At 60.1% G+C, this 19,794-nt stretch carries 17 protein-coding genes, 1 tRNA gene and 3 pseudogenes; 13 read left to right on the forward strand and 8 right to left on the reverse strand.

Annotated features, from left to right (window positions below; all coding sequences use genetic code 11):
* Positions 1-3 precede the first annotated feature (3 nt).
* Positions 4-1,155 (reverse strand): annotated as a pseudogene (locus tag CE491_RS07315) (MFS transporter).
* A 175-nt stretch (positions 1,156-1,330) separates the two neighbouring features.
* On the reverse strand, positions 1,331-1,972 hold the full coding sequence (locus CE491_RS07320) for an HD domain-containing protein (RefSeq protein WP_110947685.1): 642 nt from the start codon (positions 1,970-1,972) through the stop codon (positions 1,331-1,333).
* Positions 1,973-2,245: 273 nt separating this feature from the next.
* Here CE491_RS07320 and rarD point away from each other — a divergent pair, with 273 nt between their 5' ends.
* Positions 2,246-3,130, forward strand: a complete 885-nt coding sequence (rarD, locus tag CE491_RS07325) for an EamA family transporter RarD (RefSeq protein WP_110947686.1) — start codon at positions 2,246-2,248, stop codon at positions 3,128-3,130.
* Between the two features lie 172 nt (positions 3,131-3,302).
* Here the strand turns inward: rarD and zapE are convergent, their stop codons facing one another.
* Both zapE and CE491_RS07335 read right to left on the reverse strand, forming a co-directional pair.
* Entirely contained in the window at positions 3,303-4,424 is a 1,122-nt protein-coding gene (gene zapE / locus CE491_RS07330; protein ID WP_110947687.1) for a cell division protein ZapE, read from the reverse strand.
* 9 nt (positions 4,425-4,433) lie between these two features.
* Positions 4,434-5,642, reverse strand: a complete 1,209-nt coding sequence (locus CE491_RS07335) for an MFS transporter (RefSeq protein WP_110947688.1) — start codon at positions 5,640-5,642, stop codon at positions 4,434-4,436.
* Positions 5,643-6,705: 1,063 nt separating this feature from the next.
* Between CE491_RS07335 and CE491_RS07340 the strand changes: the two genes are divergently transcribed.
* From CE491_RS07340 to CE491_RS31205, 3 genes and pseudogenes are all read left to right on the forward strand, one after another.
* Positions 6,706-8,151, forward strand: a complete 1,446-nt coding sequence (locus tag CE491_RS07340) for a SulP family inorganic anion transporter (protein WP_110947689.1) — start codon at positions 6,706-6,708, stop codon at positions 8,149-8,151.
* A gap of 485 nt (positions 8,152-8,636) precedes the next feature.
* A pseudogene (locus CE491_RS31200) lies at positions 8,637-9,575 on the forward strand (HAMP domain-containing protein); the annotation flags it as partial.
* A gap of 129 nt (positions 9,576-9,704) precedes the next feature.
* Positions 9,705-10,433 carry a methyl-accepting chemotaxis protein gene (locus CE491_RS31205; RefSeq protein WP_407681334.1) on the forward strand — a complete coding sequence of 243 codons (729 nt, stop codon included), beginning with the start codon at positions 9,705-9,707 and terminating at the stop codon, positions 10,431-10,433.
* A gap of 148 nt (positions 10,434-10,581) precedes the next feature.
* Here the strand turns inward: CE491_RS31205 and CE491_RS07350 are convergent, their stop codons facing one another.
* Positions 10,582-11,145, reverse strand: a complete 564-nt coding sequence (locus CE491_RS07350; RefSeq protein WP_110947691.1) for a cysteine hydrolase family protein — start codon at positions 11,143-11,145, stop codon at positions 10,582-10,584.
* Positions 11,146-11,195: 50 nt separating this feature from the next.
* A pseudogene (locus tag CE491_RS07355) lies at positions 11,196-11,448 on the reverse strand (LysR substrate-binding domain-containing protein); the annotation flags it as partial.
* 165 nt (positions 11,449-11,613) lie between these two features.
* On the opposite strand from CE491_RS07355, the gene CE491_RS07360 reads away from it, so the two are divergent.
* Positions 11,614-11,703 (forward strand) — tRNA-Ser (locus CE491_RS07360).
* 40 nt (positions 11,704-11,743) lie between these two features.
* Here CE491_RS07360 and CE491_RS30955 read toward each other — a convergent pair.
* A complete protein-coding gene (locus CE491_RS30955; RefSeq protein WP_267894472.1) occupies positions 11,744-11,869 on the reverse strand; it encodes a hypothetical protein in 126 nt (41 codons plus the stop codon).
* Positions 11,870-12,250: 381 nt separating this feature from the next.
* On the opposite strand from CE491_RS30955, the gene CE491_RS07365 reads away from it, so the two are divergent.
* The 8 genes from CE491_RS07365 (at position 12,251) to CE491_RS07400 (ending at position 18,938) form a co-directional block, all read left to right on the forward strand.
* Positions 12,251-12,730, forward strand: coding sequence for a helix-turn-helix domain-containing protein (locus tag CE491_RS07365; protein WP_110947692.1), 480 nt, complete (start codon positions 12,251-12,253; stop codon positions 12,728-12,730).
* A gap of 68 nt (positions 12,731-12,798) precedes the next feature.
* Positions 12,799-13,230, forward strand: coding sequence for a DUF4124 domain-containing protein (locus CE491_RS07370; protein WP_110947693.1), 432 nt, complete (start codon positions 12,799-12,801; stop codon positions 13,228-13,230).
* A 192-nt stretch (positions 13,231-13,422) separates the two neighbouring features.
* The gene (locus tag CE491_RS07375; protein ID WP_110947694.1) at positions 13,423-13,821 is read left to right on the forward strand and encodes a YybH family protein; all 399 of its coding nucleotides are present in this window, start codon (positions 13,423-13,425) and stop codon (positions 13,819-13,821) included.
* A 196-nt stretch (positions 13,822-14,017) separates the two neighbouring features.
* Positions 14,018-15,520 carry a purine-cytosine permease family protein gene (locus CE491_RS07380; RefSeq protein WP_110947695.1) on the forward strand — a complete coding sequence of 501 codons (1,503 nt, stop codon included), beginning with the start codon at positions 14,018-14,020 and terminating at the stop codon, positions 15,518-15,520.
* Between the two features lie 197 nt (positions 15,521-15,717).
* Entirely contained in the window at positions 15,718-16,011 is a 294-nt protein-coding gene (locus tag CE491_RS07385) for a DUF6388 family protein (RefSeq protein ID WP_110947696.1), read from the forward strand.
* Positions 16,012-16,156: 145 nt separating this feature from the next.
* On the forward strand, positions 16,157-16,846 hold the full coding sequence (locus tag CE491_RS07390; protein ID WP_110947697.1) for a crotonase/enoyl-CoA hydratase family protein: 690 nt from the start codon (positions 16,157-16,159) through the stop codon (positions 16,844-16,846).
* A 271-nt stretch (positions 16,847-17,117) separates the two neighbouring features.
* Positions 17,118-17,894 carry a lysophospholipid acyltransferase family protein gene (locus CE491_RS07395; protein WP_110947698.1) on the forward strand — a complete coding sequence of 259 codons (777 nt, stop codon included), beginning with the start codon at positions 17,118-17,120 and terminating at the stop codon, positions 17,892-17,894.
* Between the two features lie 72 nt (positions 17,895-17,966).
* Complete coding sequence (locus CE491_RS07400; protein ID WP_110947699.1) at positions 17,967-18,938, forward strand: magnesium and cobalt transport protein CorA; 972 nt, start codon at positions 17,967-17,969, stop codon at positions 18,936-18,938.
* Between the two features lie 126 nt (positions 18,939-19,064).
* On the opposite strand, the gene CE491_RS07405 is transcribed toward CE491_RS07400, so the two are convergent.
* Positions 19,065-19,787: an amidotransferase gene (locus CE491_RS07405; protein ID WP_110947700.1), complete on the reverse strand. Its 723-nt coding sequence runs from the start codon at positions 19,785-19,787 to the stop codon at positions 19,065-19,067.
* Positions 19,788-19,794: the final 7 nt, after the last annotated feature.

The raw sequence follows: 19,794 nt of genomic DNA on the forward strand, positions 1-19,794 counted from the left end.
GTCTCAGACCTTCAGAAACCGGCCACTGAGCGCCACTCCCAGCAGCATGACGGCAATGACCAGAAAGGCGATGCCGAGGCTACTGAGGTGGGCGACCAAGCCGATGCCGGCCGGGCCCATGAGGATGCCGATGTAACCCAGAGTGGTGATGGCCGGGACGGCAACGTTTTCCGGCATGGTCTTCTGGCGTCCCACCGCGCTGTAGAACACCGGCACGATGTTGGAACAGCCGATGCCGACCAGCGCATAACCAGACAGCGCGGCCTGCCAGTACGGAATCAACGTGGCAACGGCCATACCGACTGCAGCGCACAAGCCGCCGAACAGAATGATCTTGTGCACCCCCAGGCGGCGCACGATCGGGTCGCCACACAACCGGCCGATCGCCATCGCCAGGGCAAACACCGCATAACCAAACCCGGCATAGGACGGTTCGACGCCACGCTGGGCGCTGAGAAATACCGCGCTCCAATCGAGCATCGCGCCTTCGGTGAGGAACACGGTAAAGCACATCAGGCCGATGAACAGCACCACGCCACGGGGAATCGCGAAGGCCGGGCCGCCCGCTTCGCTGCCGTAACCGAGCATGTTGGGACCGGCCCTGAACAGGGCGATGGCGATGAACAGCGCCACCAGGCTCATGGTCAACCAGGGTCAGACGCCGACGCTCAATAACGCTGAAACGCCCGCCGCGCCGAGGATGCCGCCGCAGCTGAACAGACCGTGAAAGCCAGACATCATGGTTTTGCCGCTGGCGCGTTCGACGATGATCGCCTGAATGTTGGTGACACAGCCAAGCGCCCCCATGCTCGCGCCGTAGACGAACAGCGTCGCCACCATCAGTGGCACTTGAGTGAGGGTTGCCAGTAAAGGCAGGCACAGACAGGCAATACCGCCGACCGTCACGATGATCCGCCGACAGCCGTAGCGCACGGTCATGGCGCCCGCCAGTGGCATGGAAAGAATCGAGCCGATGCCCAGGCACAACAGCAGCAGCCCGAGGCTGGCGTCGTCCAGTCCCAGACGGCCCTTGGCGTAAGGCACCAGAGGCGCCCACGCAGAGATGCTGAAGCCGGTGACGAAGAACGCCACGCGTGTGGAGAACTGTTCCAGCCGCCCAGGCACGACCGGTGCCGCGGTGCCGATGGAGGTCATTGCAACTCCCTTGAATGGCATGCCTGCCCATCATGGGTCGACAAAAAAGCAGCCTAACAAAGGTTGGCGCGATGCCGAAGAAGGGATGCCGAGGGATTTGGCCTCAGGAATGCCTCAAGACCGCGCATCGCTCCCGGCCAAACGCATCTCCAGAGTTTGCACCATCAAGCGTCGATCAGGCTTTCCACGGCGAAGTACGAATGATCTCGACGAAATTCAGCGGCTTGAATTTCGGATCTTCGTCCACCAGCACGTCGGCATTGACCGTACCGAAGGTGGTGTCGGGCTTGTCGCGCAAACCGTTGGCGAAGGCGCACAGGATGCACTCTTTAAAGGCCTCGCCACGTGGATGGGCATGGGTGACCACTTCTCGTTGCTCATCGCTGAATGTGTCGTAGTTGATGCCCAGCACGTCCATTTCGACGCCTGCAGTCACTAATGCCACGTTCGGGCGCAGATGCTCGGGAACACCTGGCGTCGTGTGCAGCGCGATGGACAACCAGACTTGCTCCAGATCGCCTTCGGACAGCCCGAACGGCTTGGCGAAAGCCCGCGCTGCGTTAGCGCCGTCGACTTCGAACCGCAGGTCGGCGCTGCGGTGTTTTTCCACCAGGCCCAGGTCATGGAACATAGCGCCGACGTAGAGCTGCTCGGCATCGTACTTCAGGCCTTTACGCTCACCGGTCAACGCGCCCCAGAGGAACACCCGGCGAGAGTGATGGCACAGCAGGTCGTCTTCCTGATCGCGAATGTACTCGGTGGTCGCCCGTGCCAGGGCGCTGTCAGGGATTCTGATACCGGCGATTTCTTGGGTCATGGAGGTCTTCCTCAAAGGGCCGCGTCGGTGTGGCGCGTTGAGAAAAAGTCTGAGGGACAGTGATTAATCACTCAATCGGCAGGCGGTCTCGTTCTCTGCCAAACGTGCATCGTTTACTGCCAGCCGAAGTGGTGTTTACCAGAACGCGGGCGAACGCCGGGGATGGCTTCGGATAGACTGTGGGTCGTTTCCTGCAAGCGGGCCGTCAGAGCCTGATAACGGAAGCCATCCATACCTATAAAACCGGAACCTCAAAAGAAAAAGGGAGCCCCTGTGTACAAGGGTGTTGCGTTATCGGTCATGGCCTCCTGCCTCTTCGCGGTCATGTACTACTACACCTCATTGCTGAAACCATTGAGTGGAGAAGAAATATTCGGTTGGCGCATGCTGCTGACCCTGCCCTGCGTGACGATCTTCATGCTCTCCAGCGGAGACTGGGAACTGGCACGCGCCCTGGCTGCGCGGGTTCGTCATGCACCGGCCCTGCTGGCGGGGATGGTGTTATCGGCATCGCTGATTGGTGTGCAGTTGTGGCTGTTCCTATGGGCGCCGCTGCATGGGCGCAGTCTGGAAGTGTCACTGGGCTACTTTCTGCTGCCGCTGACGATGATCCTCACCGGCCGTGCGGTCTATGGCGAGCGACTGTCACGCCTGCAGAAGATCGCCGCCTGCTGTGCGGTGGTCGGCGTGGGCAACGAATTGCTGCGGCTGGGGAGTTTTTCCTGGGAAACCCTGGTGGTGTGCCTGGGCTACCCGCTCTATTTCATCCTGCGGCGCAAGATCAGGAGCGACAATCTGGGCGGGCTGTGGTGGGACATGCTGCTGATTCTGCCAGTCGCGGTGTGGTTCATCTGTAAGGGCAATCCGGCGGTGGTCGAGCAGTTCCCGCGCTTCTATGTGTTGATTCCGGTGCTGGGTGCAATCAGCGCTTCGGCACTGGTCAGCTACATCCTCGCCAGCCGCCTGCTGGCCTTCAGCGTGTTCGGCCTGCTGAGTTACGTCGAGCCGGTGCTGCTGGTGGGCGTGGCCTTGCTGCTGGGGGAAACCATTGGCCGCGATGAGTGGATGACCTACCTGCCGATCTGGCTGGGGGTGATGGTGTTGGTAGGTGAAGGGATCAAGCATGTGTTGGCGCAAGGGCGGCGAAGCAGATCCTGATCGATAGCCCCCCTTTCCATTCAAACACTGGCTATGCCGCGGATGCACACGATCCACTGTGGGAGTGAGCTTGCTCACGAACGCGGCGTTTTAGGCCCGACATCTAACTATGGATGTACTGGGTGAGCACACTCCCACAGGTATCTACCGCGCCGGGTATGGAATCAAGGCGTCAATGCCCGAACCGCGCCAATTGCATCTCCTGCAAGCGGCTCAGGGTCCGGCGAAAGGCGAATGCCAGATACCCCTCGGTATACAGCTCTTGCATCGGCATCGCCGCTTCGACATACAGCGGCACCTTGCGGTCGTAACACTCATCCACCAGCGCAATGAAACGCCGCACACCATCATCGTAGGGCGACAACTGCGGCAGTTCGCGATCCCCCGCCACCACCTGCTCTACCCCGTCCTCGGTGCCTCGGGCAATGCGCCCCTCACGCTGCGGCGCACTCAAGGCCGGGACTTCGCTCAACAACACGGCGTTGTAACGGTCACACAGCTCGATGAAGTCCATCGCCGCCAACGGCTGTTCGCACAGATCCTTGTAGCGGCACCAGACCACCGTCTTGCTGCAGCGCAGCACCGGCAAATGACGACGGCCCAGCGGCACCGGCTGAATCGACACCGACTCGCCACTGCTCAGGGTCTCGAACACCTCGACCAGCGCGCTCGGCCCCTGTGCTTTCGCCACCCAATAACGCTGCTGCGCCTGGCCGGGGTGCAGACGATGATCCTCACCACCGTCCACCGACACCACCGTCATGTAGCGATTGATCGCCGCAATCGCCGGAATGAAACGCTCGCGATTGTGCCCGGTGGCATACAACTGCTCGGGCAACTGATTGGAGGTACAGACCAGTACCACACCTTCCTCGAACATCGCCCGCAGCAGGCCGCCGAGAATCACCGCATCGCCGATGTCATTGACGAACAGTTCGTCGAAGCACAGCACGCGCACCTCTTGCCCCAGCTCATGGGCCAGCACCTCGAGGGGTTTGGCTACGCCGGTCAGCTGGAACAGACGCTGATGCACCCAGCGCATGAAGTGATGAAAGTGCTGACGTCGTGCAGTCACCTGCAGCCCTTCGAAGAAACGGTCCATGAGCCAGGTCTTGCCGCGCCCGACCGGCCCCCACAGGTACACGCCTTTGAATGCACTACGGGGCGTGCCGTCACGCAGCGCCAACCAGCATTCCTGCAGTTTCTGCGCAGCCTGGCGCTGGGCCTCGTCAGGCTGAAAACCCTGCGTGTCGACCGCCTGCTGCCAGGCATCCAGAGGAGACAGAACACTCATCGCACAATTTCACCGAGTACTGGAAGGTGGGTCGTGGCGTTTGGAGTACGAGGCTCCCAGCAGATAGAAGCAGCCGCCACCCACGATAAAGGCCGCCAGCACATAGAACATGAAGTGCGCTGGCTGCGATGCCAGGGCGAAACCGCACAACACCGGGCCCAGCGCGCCGCCGAGGTTGGACAGATTCTGCGCGCCGTAATACATGCCGCGCAGGTGGTTCGGGGCGATGCGGTCGATGAACATGTATTCGGCGGGGAACACGATGATCTCGCCCAGGGTGAAGAGCGCCACCGCCACTGCCCAGTGCAGCACCGTAGTCGACAACGCAAAACCGACCACGCCCATCAGAAACAGACTGAAACCCGCCGTCAGCCATTGATTCAAGTACTGACGGCTGATGTGCTTGCCGACGAAATATTGCAGACAGATCACCACCGCGGCATTGACGGCGACCACAGAACTGATGACCTGGTAGGTAAATTCCGGGGTGCTGGTGGTCACCAGGTATTGCGAGATGTAGGCGGTGAACTGACCGAACACCACCGCGCTGAGCACGCCACCGACCGTGAAGCACACCAGGCGATAGTCCTTGAGCAGAATCTGCCCCACTGCAAGGAACGACACCGGTGCGTTGGCCGGGTCTGCGGAACTGAGCTTGCGATCGCCATAAATCGCGTAGACCACAAAGAAGCCCAGCCCCAGCGCCGCCGACATCAGGAACGGCAGCTTCATGTTCCAGTGCGCCAGGCCAGCGCCAATGAACGGCCCCACCGCATAGCCGATGTTGATCAGGGTGTAGCGCACCGAGAACACCTTGCTCTGCTCGGTCACTGGCAACAGCTTGCCAAACGCGGCCTTGACCACGATGTCGGTCACCGAATACGCGAAGTTGAACGACACCAGAAACAGGAAGAACAGCCAGAGCTTGCCGGTCACGCACATGCCGACGAAGCCTGCGACGAAGAAGCCGGTGAAGCACAGGATGAGTTTGTAGCTGGACAGCTTGTCGGTGAGATAACCGCCATACAGGCTCAGCAGCGAGCCGACGATCAAGGCGCTGCCGACGATCATGCCGATGTCACTGATGCCCAACGTGAAGTTGGATGACAGATAGATCACCAGATACGGCAAGGTGATCGCCCTGCCCAGCGTCAGAAACAGCGATGACGCAAGCAGGAGATTGACTGAGGCAGGGTAATGTCTGAGAGCGGCGAGCATCCGTGTTCTGTCCTTCATGAGGGGGCAGCGTTTATTCAAGCCCGGCATCGTTACACAATCGCGGTTGACTGGACACTGAGATAATTTCATTTGGCGTGGCGGTTTACGAGCCAGAGCTGTGGGAGTCAACCTGCAGGCCTACTGCAAGAATCCAGGCCGCCGTTTCGCCGGCTCCGTGCCAAACCCGGATCCTGTAGGAGTGAGCTTGCTCACGAAAGCGCCAGTCCAGACGCCAACCTCCTTCGGCCATTAAGCAGCCTTCGTGAGCAAGCTCACTCCCACCAGATCGGAGTCAACCTGCAGGCCTACTGCAAGCATCCAGGTCGCCATTTCGCAGGCTTCGTGTCAAACCCGGATCCTGTGGGAGTGAGCTTGCTCACGAAAGGGCCAGTACATTCGACGTATCTTTGCGCCTGAAACTCAGACTTCGTGAGCAAGCTCACTCCCACCAGATCGGAGTCAACCTGCAGGCCTATTGCAAGAATCCAGGCCGCCGTTTCGCCGGCTCCGTGCCAAGCTCGGATCCTGTAGGAGTGAGCTTGCTCACGAGAACGCCAGTCCAATCGGCGTATCTTTGCGCCTGAAACTCAGCCTTCGTGAGCAAGCTCACTCCCACGGGTTCGAGTCAAGCTGCAGGCCTATTGCAAGCATCCAGGCCGCCGTTTCGCAGACTCCGTGTCAAATCCAGCCCCTGTGCCAAACCCGGACCATGTGGGAGTGAGCTTGCTCACGAAAGGGCCAGTACATTCGACGTATCTTTGCGCCTGAAACTCAGCCTTTGTGAGCAAGCTCACTCCCACGGGTTCGAGTCAACCTGCAGGCCTACTGCAAGCATCCAGGCCGCCGTTTCGCCGGCTCCGTGCCAAGCTCGGATCCTGTAGGAGTGAGCTTGCTCACGAAAGGGCCAGTACATTCGACGTATCTTCGCGCCTGAAACTCAGCCTTCGTGAGCAAGCTCACTCCCACCGCTCATCATTCGACGATGATATTTCGGTCTGGCTGGCCCGTTTGCCACACATTCCGTAACATTCGCACCCTTTACGCCTCCGTCCTCAGGTATCCCATGAAACCCGCTCGTCTGCGCGCCGATGTCCTTGCCGGCCTCACCACCTCCTTCGCCTTGGTGCCGGAGTGCATCGCTTTCGCCCTCGTCGCGCACCTCAACCCGCTGATGGGCCTGTACGGCGCGTTCATCATCTGCACCCTGACCGCTCTGTTCGGCGGTCGGCCAGGCATGGTGTCCGGGGCGGCGGGCTCCATGGCCGTGGTCATTGTCGCGCTGGTGGTGCAACACGGCGTGCAATACCTGCTGGCGACGGTGCTGCTGGGCGGATTGGTGATGATCGCGTTCGGCCTGCTGCGCCTGGGCAAGCTGGTGCGCATGGTGCCGTACCCGGTGATGCTCGGCTTCGTCAACGGCCTGGCGATTGTCATTGCGATGGCGCAGCTCGAACACTTCAAAAACGGCGAGCACTGGCTTGGCGGCACGCCGTTGTACCTGATGCTCGGTCTGGTCGCGCTGACCATGGCGGTGGTCTATTTGCTACCCCGCCTGACCCGCTCTGTGCCGCCTGCGTTGGTCGCCATCCTCGGTGTCGGCGCTCTGGTCTACTGTTTCGACCTGCCGACCCGCACCCTCGGCGACATGGCCCACATCGCCGGCGGCCTGCCAAACGTGGTACTGCCGGACGTCCCGTGGGACCTCGACACCCTGCGCATCATCGCCCCCTACGCCATCTTGATGGCCCTGGTCGGCCTGCTGGAAACCCTGCTGACCCTCAACCTCACCGACGAAATCACCGAAAGCCGTGGCTACCCGGACCGCGAATGCGTGGCCCTGGGCGTGGCCAATATCGCGTCGGGCGTCTGCGGTGGCATGGGCGGATGCGCGATGATCGGGCAGACCGTGATCAACCTCAGTTCCGGCGGCCGCGGGCGACTGTCGGGGGGCGTGGCCGGGGTGATGATCCTGATGTTCGTGCTGTTCCTGTCGCCGCTGATCGAGCGTATCCCCCTGGCGGCGCTGGTCGGCGTGATGTTCGTGGTGGCCCAGCAGACCTTCGCCTGGGCCTCGCTGCGAGTGTTGCGCAGGGTGCCGATGAACGACGTGCTGGCGATCATCGCGGTGACCGTGGTCACGGTACTGACGGACCTGGCGACCGCCGTGCTGTTCGGCATCCTCATCGCCGCCCTCAATTTCGCCTGGCAGCAGGCACGCGAGCTGTACGCCGACAGCCATATCCAAGCCGATGGCAGCAAGCTGTACCACCTGCACGGCACCCTCTTTTTCGCCTCCACCACGCCGTTTCTCGATCAGTTCGATTACCAGGCTGACCCCGAGCACGTGACCCTCGACTGCCAGCACTTGCGTTTCGTCGACTACTCGGCGATTGCCGCGCTGAAAACATTGCGCGAGCGTTATGAGAAGGCCGGGAAACATCTGCGCGTGGTACACCTGTCCGAACGCTGCAAGAAGCTGCTGAAACGCGCCGGGGTGCAGCACGCCTAGCTTCTCGGCCCCCCTGCAAAGACGCTTGTCTCGGAGTGAGTTTGCTGAGTCATTGCGTCAGGCAAATGGCAAAAGCCGGGGCACGGTGCTGGGCCATTCGCCACTTTTTCGCGCATCAGGAAAAGAATTGTTCCAAAAATACTCATTCTTTGTACACAACCCTCCTCTGAAACACCTTTGAAACAATCCGCCGAACGGATGAGGCCCTTGTATCCAGAGGCCTGCCGGCTCCCCCCGCCCCTGCGAACTGACCATTCGATCAGCTTAATGGCCCACTTATTGCTCCGAGCGAATGAGCGGCACTGTTCCATCGTGGTTGTGCGCTTGTATTTGCGGAGTTTTCTATGCCTGTCTGGCGAAAAAGTATTCAGTGGCAACTGACACTGAGCATGGGGGCTGCGCTGGTGATCAGTAGCTTGATCGTCATCGGTATCTACGCCTATGCGCTCAACAAACTCACCGACCGCTACCTGCTGCAACAAGCCATGCCCGCCAGCGTCGAAGCGATCCGCAACGACCTCGAACGCCTGCTGGCCGCGCCTCTGACAGCCGCCAGCGACATTGCTGACAACACGCTGGTATCCGACTGGCTGGGCAACGGCGAAGATCCTACGCAACAGCCGTCGTTCATCCGCTACCTGGCCAGGATCAAGGAGCAGCACAACGCGCTGACCACCTTCATTGTCGCCAAGGACAGCGGACACTACATCACTAACAAGGGCGCAGACCGTACGCTGCAGCGCGGCCCGGCGGAAAACGGCTGGTTCTACGGCTTTCTCGACAGCAACAAGCAGCGCTCGCTGGACATCGATATCGATGCCACGACCAAGGTGCCGACGCTGTTCATTAACCAGCGCATTGAGCACAACGGCAGTGTGGTCGGCGTGGCGGGCCTGGGCTTCAGCATGAGCGCGCTGTCGCAGATGGTTCGCGACTTCCATTTCGGCAAGGACGGTCAGGTGTATCTGGTCAGCCCCGACGGCAAGGTCAAGGTTCATCCGAACGCCGATTTCAATGATCGCGAATCATTGACCCAACTGGTGGGCGATGCGGCGGCTGGCGCCCTGTTGGGCCAGGGCGGCAACGGGCAGGCGCTGGAATTCGAGCGCGACGGACTAGAGTATGTGGCCGTGGCCAAGCCAGTGAACTCTCTGGGCTGGACGCTGGTTAGCGAAGTGCCACTGGCGGAAGTCTATGGCCCGGCGAAAGAGGCGTTGACGACGATTTCGGCGATCAGTCTGGCGGTGGTGCTGTGCTTTTTGGGCTTCGTCGCCTGGATCGCGCGGGGTATCGTGCGACCGATCCAGCAAGTGACCACAGCATTGGTGGACATCGGCGGTGGCCAGGGCGACCTGACTCGCCGTCTGGACGACAGCCGCGCCAACGAACTGGGCGACCTGGCCCGTGGCTTCAACCGCTTCATCGAGAGCCTGCGCCTGTTGATCGGCGATGTGCTCAAGACCAGCGAGCAATTGCGCCACAGCGTGGTGGATGTCGCACGGGTCGTCGACAGCACCGCGAGTCGTGCGCTCAAGCAACAACAGATGACCGACATGGTCGCCACGGCCGTTCACGAAATGGGGCTCACGGTGCAGGAAATCGCCCGCAATGCCGGTGCAGCTGCCGACGTGTCGCGTAATACGCGTCAGGAAGCGGTGTCAGCCAAAAACGTTGTCGGCGAATCCATCGGTCACATCCAGAGCATGTCTGACGGTGTCGGCACTGCAGCGGTCGCGGTGGAAAACCTCGCCACGCAAATCTCAACCATCGATCAGGTGCTCAGCGTGATTCGCAGCATCTCCGAACAGACCAACCTGTTGGCCTTGAACGCGGCCATCGAAGCGGCACGTGCGGGTGAGATGGGACGGGGCTTCGCGGTGGTGGCCGATGAGGTGCGCACCCTGGCCGGTCGTACGCAGAGCGCCACCTCGGAAATCCAGCAGATGATGGGCGAGCTGAAAAACGGTGCCGATCAGGCCGTGACTTCGATGCGTGCCGGGCAGGCCGCGACAGGCACGGGCGTGGAAGCCAGCCGTCGCACGGGCAATTCGCTGGATGCCATCGCTGGGCATGTCGAAGAACTCACTGACCGCAATCACCAGGTCGCTGCCGCCACCGAAGAGCAGAGCACCGTGACCGAGGAGATCAACCGCAACGTGCAAGGCATCGCCGACCTGGCCCAGTCCACGGCCAGCGACGTCAAGGCCTGTCGGGAAGATTGTCAAAAGTTGTCGGAAAAGGCTGAACACCTGGCAGCGCAGATGGCGCGGTTCCGGTTGTAAGCAGCTCACTTTGCAGGAGCGCGCTTGCCCGCGATGACGTCGGCGGTCCAACATCATCAGGACGGAAGGTCGCCATCGCGGTCAAGCGCGCTCCCACATGCCGGAACGTTCTCGGGATCGCCAGCCGTGTTGCGACAGGGTTGGCTTGTTACCGGCCAAGGCTTTGCAAAATCGCCTCTGTCGCCACCACCTGCGCATACTCTCCATGCAGGTTGGCCAGCGACATGGCATGAATGTCTTCGGCGCTGCGTGGATGGCCGAAAAAATCCGCGCCGTCGAAGGTGTAGCAGGCGTCGTAAGGCACGATGACCTCAAACCCCAGATTGCCGCCGGTACGGGCCGTGGACTCTACGGAGTTGTGGGTTACCACGCCGACGATTAACAGCTGATTGATCCCGTCCGCCCGCAACCAACCCTCCAGCGCCGAATGACAGAACGCATCCGGCACCTGTTTGTGCAACTCCCCTTCCCCGTCCCACGGCAGAAACGCCGGCTGGAATTCGACCCCCGATTGCCTGGGCCAGAACACCGAATCCGGCGACCGGGAAAAATGCCGCACATGGATCACCGTGCGCCCGGTCTCGCGCCAGACGTCGAGCAATGCGAGCATCCGCTGCTCAGCCTCGGGATTGTTGCGCCGCCCCAGTTTCGGATGATTGATACCTTGCTGCATATCGATGATGACCAACGCAGCCTTGTGGTGTATTTCCATGGTTCTCTCGTCGTGAGCAATGTTGTCTGCAAAAGCGCGCCGTTTGTCCAAATCGCGCTGAAAGGCCGTGCCAACTGCTGCTCGGCAAACGGCTCGATCACAAAATCGACACAGGCCCGGGTCTTACCGGGCAACATTTTGTGTGCGCCGTAATAAATGCTGATATTGCCATCCTCCACGTACCAATCCCGCAAGACGCGCTGCAATACGCCAACGGCGCAGGTACGGCAACGCGAACGGCATGCGCACCAGCGCGACGCCCAATCCCTGCGCGGCGGCGCGGCAGGCGGCTTCGGCGCCTGATTCCCACGTCCGCAAGCGCGATGCAACGCCCCAGCCTTCACAACGAAGCCGGGGCTTGCTGCTTTTCTGCTTAACCGCATGAAAATTCTGAAAAAAAGTTTTGCCTTCGTAAGAGCTTTCGACTACATTAGCGCGCCTCGACAGACTGAACGTCTGAAGAGATACGGTGAAGTGTCCGAGTGGCTTAAGGAGCACGCCTGGAAAGTGTGTATACAGGAAACTGTATCGAGAGTTCGAATCTCTCCTTCACCGCCAAATTCGATATACGTTAAAGCCCTGACTTTCCTCGCGAAACTCAGGGCTTTTTCATGCCCATCCGATTCATCGGCGCATCTTGGGGCGACGGCGACAGCACGCCGTCCTGCCCCTTCGCGTCCTCTTCGCCAACATCCTCGAAAAACCACATCAACTCGATGCCCAATTTTGCTCAGGGAAAGACTTCGGATTGGGGCAAGCAACGCAAATACGGCCCCGGTAGCACGCCTCGTTCATGCTTGCCAAAGTCCGTTGGGCGGCATGGCGGTGATCGGAGCGAGCGGCTATCCCCGTATGGATAGAAAATATATCCAAAAGACCCGATTTTTCATGCGCCTGTGCCACATGCTCCATTTACTTTTCACAGACCATCGGAAACCTGCCCATCCAGTCAATTGACAAGCTACTGTCTACGCGTTGCTGCGTTCATTTGGCGTAGCAGCCCAGTACGAGGCTCGTTCTAAAAAGTAGATCACCCAGCCCGTATTCCAGCCCCCATTACGCGCCCCTGTCGAAACAGCGGCGCGAATTTCGCAGGAGTAGGTTGATGAACGGTATAGGCAAACGTCTGAAACAGGAAAGGAAACGCTTGAAACTCACGCAAAGCGCCCTCGGCGCTATCGGAGGCGTGGAGGCGAATGCTCAAGGTCATTATGAAAGTGGACAGCGCTTGCCCCGGGCCGATTATTTGTTCCGTATTGCGGCCGCTGGCGTGGACATCAGCCGGGTGGTCACGGGCATCGATTCAAGCAATCGAATGGAGGTGCCGATGCCGCCGTCGCTGGGTCAATTCGAGGACGATCGCGACAGCGCCGAAAGTGTGGTGAAAATCATCGGTCAACTGCGTCAGAGCCTTTGGGTAACTGCCAGCGCCCTTTGCGAAGTCACGCGGCTGATCGATTCCAAGGAGCAGCAGAACAACGCTGACCATGTGGAAGACCATCTTCGGGTTCTGCAGGGCGACGCCGATATGTTCGTGGCGCTGGCCCTGGCCAAGGTGCAAAAAGCCAGTCACGAAGCCCATTGAAATCTGCGGTCCGACGCTGACAGCCTATTCCTCTGATGGTAGCCTTGCGCCATCTATGGAGGGCTTCAATGAAAGGGTCTTTAATCGTGCTCGCGGTGTTTGCAATCGGTCTATGCGACGCGGCCAGTGGCGAGGTATTCAAATGCATCGCCCGCGACGGCAAGATCAGTTTCGCCGCAACGCCATGCCCCGATTACGTTGGCGAGGCATTGCCGCAACGCCCCGGTCAATCACGTCTTTCCAGCGACTGGGAGGAGCGGGATTTTCCCCATCGACTGAACAAGAACGCCACCGAAATTCTGCAGATCAGTCGGCGTCGGCGGATCATCATTACCAATGAAAAAGAGATCTCCGACCACATGCAGAGCATCCGCCCTGCTCCTCCTGGCGTGCCTTCGCGATGCGTCGCGCCAAACTACGACAGCGCGTGTTTCGATCCTTCCGGTGGGAGAATTCACCAGCCGTTGAAGGGCAGTCTGTTCAAGTCAGGCGCCAATTAGCGCCTTTTCTAAATCAACAGTGACGGGCACGCGCGCCTACAGTGGAATGTCTGACGAACGATTGATAGGGTCGCCAACCCTGTCCTTACTTCCGAAATTCCTGAACTAAGTATTTATCGGCAACGATGTTAACGAATGTAAGAGCTGCTTAAAGTCGTGCCCCATCGCCAGAATCACAACAACGAGACGGCCATGACCTCCACAGCGCACCTCAAAGAACACGTCCAGCAAGCCGCCAGCGAGCTGATCGCGGCGTTCGCCAGCAATGATACTGACGCTTATTTCGCCGCATTCAGCGAAGACGCCACCTTTGTGTTCTACACCCTGCCCGCTGCACTGCTATCCCGAGCCGCTTACCGCGAGGTGTGGGCTGGCTGGCAGGCGGACGGGTTCGCAGTGCTCGACTGCCAGTCAAGCAACGTCCACATCAATCTACAGGGCGATGTCGCGATCTTCATGCACGACGTCGCCACCCGCGTGCGTTTCGGCACAGCAGAAAGCCAGTTTCACGAGCGGGAAACCATCGTCTTGCGCCATGACGGCAGTCGCTGGCTGGCCTGTCATGAGCATTTGTCGGCGCAACCCGAATAACCCGATATCAAGGCTGAGCGAGCCACAAGAGCCCCGCCGCCGCACCGTTTCAACCACAACAACCAGACGTTCAAGCACTTCAGGTCGGCCTACCGACCACTGCCAATGCCACGGCCGGACTCGCTCCGGCCGAACAATACAGGCTCGCCTACAGATGCGGGCCTGATAACAACACGACAGCGCGCAGGAAACCGTCATGTCACATTCCACTACAAGTATCGAAACCTTCGGTGTCGAACAAATTCCGGACGATCAGCGCGATGCGTCGCCCATCGATCTGTTTCGCCTGACATTCGGCGGCGCCAACACCTTCGCCACGGCCGTGCTCGGCAGCTTTCCGGTGCTGTTCGGGCTGTCCTTCCAGGCGGGCGTCTGGTCGATCATTCTCGGCATCGTCCTGGGCTCGATCATCCTCGCGCCGATGGGCCTGTTCGGCGCGCTCAACGGCACCAACAATGCCGTCTCCTCGGGCGCGCACTTCGGCGTTCACGGGCGGATCGTCGGCTCTTTCCTCTCACTGCTGACCGCCGTCGCATTCTTTTCGCTTTCAGTGTGGAGCTCGGGCGATGCCCTGATCGGCGGTGCCAAGCGCATGGTCGGCCTGCCTGAAAACGATCTGACCCTGGCGGTCGCCTATGGCGTGTTCGCAGTGCTGGTGCTGGTGGTGTGCATCTACGGCTTTCGTTTCATGCTGTGGGTCAACAAGATCGCGGTGTTTGCGTCCAGCCTGCTGTTCCTGTTGGGCATCTTCGCCTTCAGCGGCAGTTTCGATGCGGGCTTCGCCGGGACGGTCAATCAGGGCAGCGAAGGCTTCTGGGCGGCATTCATCGGTGCGGCATTGCTGGCAATGAGCAACCCCGTTTCGTTCGGCGCATTTCTCGGTGACTGGTCGCGCTATATCCCGCGCCATACTTCGAAAAAACGCATCATGGCCTCGGTGTTTCTGGCCCAGATATGCACGCTGATCCCGTTCCTGTTCGGGCTGTGCACGGCCACCATCGTTGCCACCCAGGCGCCGCAGTACATCACCGACAACAACTATGTGGGCGGCTTGCTGGCCGTGTCGCCGAGCTGGTTCTTCCTGCCGGTATGCCTGATCGCGATCATTGGCGGCATGTCCACCGGCACCACGTCGCTGTACGGCACCGGTCTGGACATGTCGAGCATGTTCCCGCGTTTGCTCAATCGCGCGCAGGCGACGATTCTGATCGGTCTGGCCGCCATTGCCTTCATCTTCATCGGCCGTTTCGCCTTCAACCTGGTGCAGAGTGTGTCGACCTTCGCGGTATTGATCGTCACCTGCACATCGCCCTGGATCGTGATCATGGTGCTGGGCCTGATCATTCGTCGCGGCTTCTATCATCCGGCGGACCTGCAGGTCTTTACCCGCGGCCAGAGCGGCGGCCATTACTGGTTCGAACACGGCTGGAACTGGCGCGGTCTGGGCGCCTGGATCCCGAGCGCGGCAGTGGGCTTGTGCTTCGTCAATCTGCCGGGGCAGTTCGTGGGGCCGCTGGGGAATCTGGCCGGTGGTATCGACATCAGCCTGCCGATCACCCTGGGCCTGGCGGCGCTGCTGTACATCACGCTGCTGCGCACGTTCCCGGAGCCCGTCGGTGTGTACGGCGATCACGGCCCCCATCCGCTGCTTGGCGATAATGCGCATCGCAACCTGAAGAAGCCCATGACCATTGATTGAGCGGATTCGCGACATAGCCGCATGAGGAAGGGCTCACCAACCGGTGAGCCCTTTTCATTTGCAGCATCGCACTTTCCAGCACGACGGACGGGGCATGTTCGTCTGGCATGAGCGGCGGACATCCCGCACAATCGTGCCTCACGTCAGCATCCCTACACTACAAAACGTCAGCTCGACCCACAGGAGATCTACCTCACATGAATAAAGAAGAATGGATCGAAGCTGCCCTGCCGAAGTACATCGTGACCAACCCGGCTTTGCAGGAAGAGATTCAAAGCCTGAGCCCCAAGGATCAGCAAGACCAGACGCGCTGGGCGTTCGAAGACGAAGCCGAGGCGCTGAGCATCGAAACCTGGGAGCTGGCCCTGCGGTTCAGCAGCAAGTCCGAAGAAGAGATCAAGGCATTGCGCATGGCCGTGCACAAGGAAGCGGCCGAGGCGCTGGACATGGACTGGGATGAGTACTGCGAGCTGAACGCGGTCGAGGAATAACTTTCGCCCCCGCCTTTCGGGCCGCGCCCTTCACTGCCCTGCATGCGGCCCGAGACCTTGACTCATCGGTCACCCTTTACGCTTTACCTTGCCTCTTGGGGTGAGTAACGTCTGCGCCATCTCAAAACAATAAAGGACTCGTCCCATGAGTGATTTGGTCGCGTATCAGTTGGACGACGGCGTCGCCACGCTGACCCTGAGCAACGGCAAGGTCAACGCCATCAGCAATGAAGTCGTCGCAGCCTTCAACGCCGCGCTGGATCAGGCGGAAAAGGATCGTGCGGTGGTGATCATCACCGGTCAGCCGGGCATTCTCTCCGGCGGCTACGATTTGAAAATCATGACCTCCAGCCCTGAAGCCGCTATCGACCTGGTTGCAGCAGGCTCGACCCTGGCGCGGCGTATGCTCTCGCACCCCTTCCCTATCGTCGTTGCCTGCGGTGGCCATGCCGTGGCCAAGGGCGCGTTTCTGTTGTTATCGGCGGACTACCGCATTGGCGTCGAAGGCGCGTTCAGCATCGGCCTGAATGAAGTGCAGATCGGCATGACCATGCACAACGCCGGCATCGAACTGGCCCGTGACCGCCTGAACAAGAGCGCGTTCGGCCGCTCCGTGATCAACGGCGAAATGTACGATCCCAAGGGCGCGCTGCAGGCCGGTTTCCTCGACAAGGTCGTTGCCCCGGAAGCACTCATCGACGCCGCCCGCACCGTGGCCCTGCAGTTGAAGAAGATCAACATGAAGGCCCACAAGCAGACCAAGCTCAAAGTGCGCAAGGCGTTTCTGGAGACGCTGGACAAGGCGATCGAGCTGGATCGGCAGCATCAGTTCTGATGCCTTGCTTGCCATAAACCACCTGCAAACCTGGTGAGAGTGAGCTCGGTCACGAAGTCGGCAGTTCAACAGCATCAATGTTGACTGACGCGACGCATTCGGGAAGCTCACTCCCACAGTGTCAGCTGCGCGGCTCAAGCCAACGCTGAGCCCAATCTCACCTCTGAAACATTCGCTTAAATTCGCCGAATACCACACGTCCGTCCGGTAATTGCCGATTCGAGTGCACATCCGTACACTGCGCCACCTTTTGTAGCCGAGAGTGGTCCGCATGCTGTTTGTCCTGCGTATGTTGCTGATGGGGGTGCATTTCGTTGTCGCTGGGGCGCTGGGACTGGCCCTCGGCATCTGTCGTCCGTTCAACCCCGATAACAGCCGGTTGTGCGCGCGTCTGTATGCGCTGCCGGCCATGTGGATTCTGCGTCTGCGCCTCAAGGCCCAGATGGGTGCGCACTTCGACAGGTCGCGCCCGTGCGTGGTCATCGCCAACCATCAGTCCAACTACGACCTGTTCGTCCTCGGCAACATCGTGCCACCGCGCACTGTGTGCATCGGCAAGAAGAGCTTGAAATGGGTGCCATTGTTCGGTCAGTTGTTCTGGCTCGCCGGCAATGTGCTGATCGATCGCGGCAACCCGTTGCGCGCACGTCGCTCGATTCGGCAAACCACCGATACCCTGCAGCACAAGAACACTTCGATCTGGGTGTTCCCCGAAGGCACGCGCAATCTGGGCAAGGGCCTGCTGCCATTCAAGCGTGGCGCCTTCCAGATGGCCATCGAAGCAGGCGTGCCGATCGTGCCGGTGTGCGTGAGCACCTATGTGCGCGACATGCGTTTGAATGTGTGGGACAGCGGCCAGGTGATGATCCGCTCCCTGCCAGCGATCTCCACCGCTGGCATGACCAGCGATGACATCCCTGATCTCATCGCCCTTTGCCACAGCCAGATGCAAACCTGTATCGAGCAGATGGACGCCCAATTGCACGCCACCCCGACGCCAGGCCAAACCGCTGCTGAACAGCTTGCACAAAACCCTCGAACTCGTTGAACCGTGCCCACTCTGAAGAGAAGACCGCGCTAAGCTGCGCATCAGTCCCCCTAAAAGAAGAAGCAGATCACCATGGGCCGAGTTGTCGCTGCTGCCGTTTACAACGCCGGGAAGAAAGTCACCGATATCACCCTCGACGAAGGGGCCGCCTGGGCCGCGAAGCCCGGGCATTTCGTCTGGATTGGCCTGGAGCAGCCCAGCGCTCAGGAGCTGGCCTCGCTGCAAAAGCAATTCTGTCTGCATGAGCTGGCCATCGAAGATGCGCTGGAGATCCACAGCCGCCCCAAGCTCGAGACCTTCGGCGATGCGCTGTTCATCGTGACCTACGCGCCGATCCGCGAGGACGGCAAGCTGATCTTCATCGAAACCCACATTTTCGCGGGCAAGGGCTACATCATCACCTCGCGCAACGGGCATTCGAAGTCTTACGGGCTGGTCCGCCAACGCTGCGAGGCGCGGCCACTGCTGCTGGAGCACGGGGAAGACTTCGTGCTGTACGCGTTGCTGGATTTCGTCACCGAGAATTACCAGCCGGTCACCGAGGCCATTCACTGCGAGCTTGAAGCGTTGGAGCACAGCGTGCTGAGCACCGAACTCAATGAAGCCGACATCCATCGCATCCATAGCCTGCGCCGCGACCTGCTGCGCCTGCGGCGTTACGTGGCGCCGATGGTGGAGATTGGCGAAGAGCTGCAGAAGCTGAGCTTCCCCTTCATCGACAAGAACATGCGCCCGTACTTCCGTGATGTGGAGATTCACGTCAAGCGGCAGATGGAAGACCTGGCCAACCTGCGCGACATCGCCAGCCAGACCATTGAAATCGGCTTGCTGCTGGAGTCTTCAAGACAAAGCCTGACCCAACGCAAATTCGCCGCCTGGGCCGCGATCCTGGCGTTTCCGACGGCGATCGCCGGGATCTACGGGATGAACTTTCAGAACATGCCGGAGCTGACCTGGCATTACGGCTACTTTGCCGTGTTGGGGGTGATTCTGGGCGGATGCGGGATTTTGTTTGCCAGCTTCAAACGTTCGGGTTGGCTTTGAATACACCTTGACCTATGGGCGCGCGCTTGCCCGCGATTGCGTTGTATCCGTCACACCAGTGGCGGCTGACACGAGGCAATCGCGGCCACGCGCGCTCCTACAAGGGATAAGGCCAGCCTGAAGAGATCACGCCGCGTCTGGCTTGTTCGCCACAAACCGCATCATCCATTCAGCCACCGTAGTGCCGTGGTGCTCTTCTTCCAGGCTGGCGATTCCCTTGCTGTACACCTGCTCCCCCAGCGCCTCCTGACGAATGTCGAGCAAGGTGCGCGAGTAATCGTGGATGAACTCGGGATGGCCCTGGAAGCACAGGACCTGGTCGTTGATGTGATACGCCGCGAACTGACAGAACTCGCTGGAGGCGATCACCGTCGCGCCTTCAGGCAAGGCTGTGACCTGGTCCTGATGACTGATCAGCAGCGTCAGCTTGTCCATCGCCGGGGTCATCCACTGCTTGGCCGGGGCCAGGTTGTAGTGGTGGATGCCCACACCCCAACCCTGAGTCGCGCGCTCGGTCTTGCCACCGAGCAGAAGCGCCAGCAATTGGTGACCAAAACACACGCCCAGCAGCTTGTCGCCCCGCGCATAACGCTCGAGCAGGTAGGTCCTCAGGGTTTGAATCCACGGATCGGTGCCGAAGGAGTCAGCCTTGGAGCCAGTAATCAGGTACGCATCGAAACGCTCATCGTCGGGCGGATAATTGCCCTGCATCACGTTGTAGACCACGAATTCGGCGGCAATGGGCTGGCGGGAAAACAGTGACTCGAACATCCGCCCATAACCTGTGTATTGATCGACCAGTTCCGGGCGAAGAACGTCGGTTTCCAGAATGCAGATGCGTAACGACATAAAAATA

This window comes from Pseudomonas bohemica (assembly GCF_002934685.1).
In the GTDB taxonomy this organism is placed as follows: Bacteria; Pseudomonadota; Gammaproteobacteria; order Pseudomonadales; family Pseudomonadaceae; genus Aquipseudomonas; species Aquipseudomonas bohemica.

Excerpts from the sequence above, each read along its gene's own strand:
- CE491_RS07320 (WP_110947685.1), bottom strand. The coding sequence starts at position 1,972 with ATGACCCAAGAAATCGCCGGTATCAGAATCCCTGACAGCGCCCTGGCA.
- zapE (WP_110947687.1), bottom strand. The coding sequence starts at position 4,424 with ATGAGTGTTCTGTCTCCTCTGGATGCCTGGCAGCAGGCGGTCGACACG.
- CE491_RS07335 (WP_110947688.1), bottom strand. The coding sequence starts at position 5,642 with ATGCTCGCCGCTCTCAGACATTACCCTGCCTCAGTCAATCTCCTGCTT.
- CE491_RS07340 (WP_110947689.1), top strand. The coding sequence starts at position 6,706 with ATGAAACCCGCTCGTCTGCGCGCCGATGTCCTTGCCGGCCTCACCACC.
- CE491_RS31205 (WP_407681334.1), top strand. The coding sequence starts at position 9,705 with ATGGTCGCCACGGCCGTTCACGAAATGGGGCTCACGGTGCAGGAAATC.
- CE491_RS07350 (WP_110947691.1), bottom strand. The coding sequence starts at position 11,145 with ATGGAAATACACCACAAGGCTGCGTTGGTCATCATCGATATGCAGCAA.
- CE491_RS07365 (WP_110947692.1), top strand. The coding sequence starts at position 12,251 with ATGAACGGTATAGGCAAACGTCTGAAACAGGAAAGGAAACGCTTGAAA.
- CE491_RS07370 (WP_110947693.1), top strand. The coding sequence starts at position 12,799 with ATGAAAGGGTCTTTAATCGTGCTCGCGGTGTTTGCAATCGGTCTATGC.
- CE491_RS07375 (WP_110947694.1), top strand. The coding sequence starts at position 13,423 with ATGACCTCCACAGCGCACCTCAAAGAACACGTCCAGCAAGCCGCCAGC.
- CE491_RS07380 (WP_110947695.1), top strand. The coding sequence starts at position 14,018 with ATGTCACATTCCACTACAAGTATCGAAACCTTCGGTGTCGAACAAATT.
- CE491_RS07385 (WP_110947696.1), top strand. The coding sequence starts at position 15,718 with ATGAATAAAGAAGAATGGATCGAAGCTGCCCTGCCGAAGTACATCGTG.
- CE491_RS07390 (WP_110947697.1), top strand. The coding sequence starts at position 16,157 with ATGAGTGATTTGGTCGCGTATCAGTTGGACGACGGCGTCGCCACGCTG.
- CE491_RS07395 (WP_110947698.1), top strand. The coding sequence starts at position 17,118 with ATGCTGTTTGTCCTGCGTATGTTGCTGATGGGGGTGCATTTCGTTGTC.
- CE491_RS07400 (WP_110947699.1), top strand. The coding sequence starts at position 17,967 with ATGGGCCGAGTTGTCGCTGCTGCCGTTTACAACGCCGGGAAGAAAGTC.
- CE491_RS07405 (WP_110947700.1), bottom strand. The coding sequence starts at position 19,787 with ATGTCGTTACGCATCTGCATTCTGGAAACCGACGTTCTTCGCCCGGAA.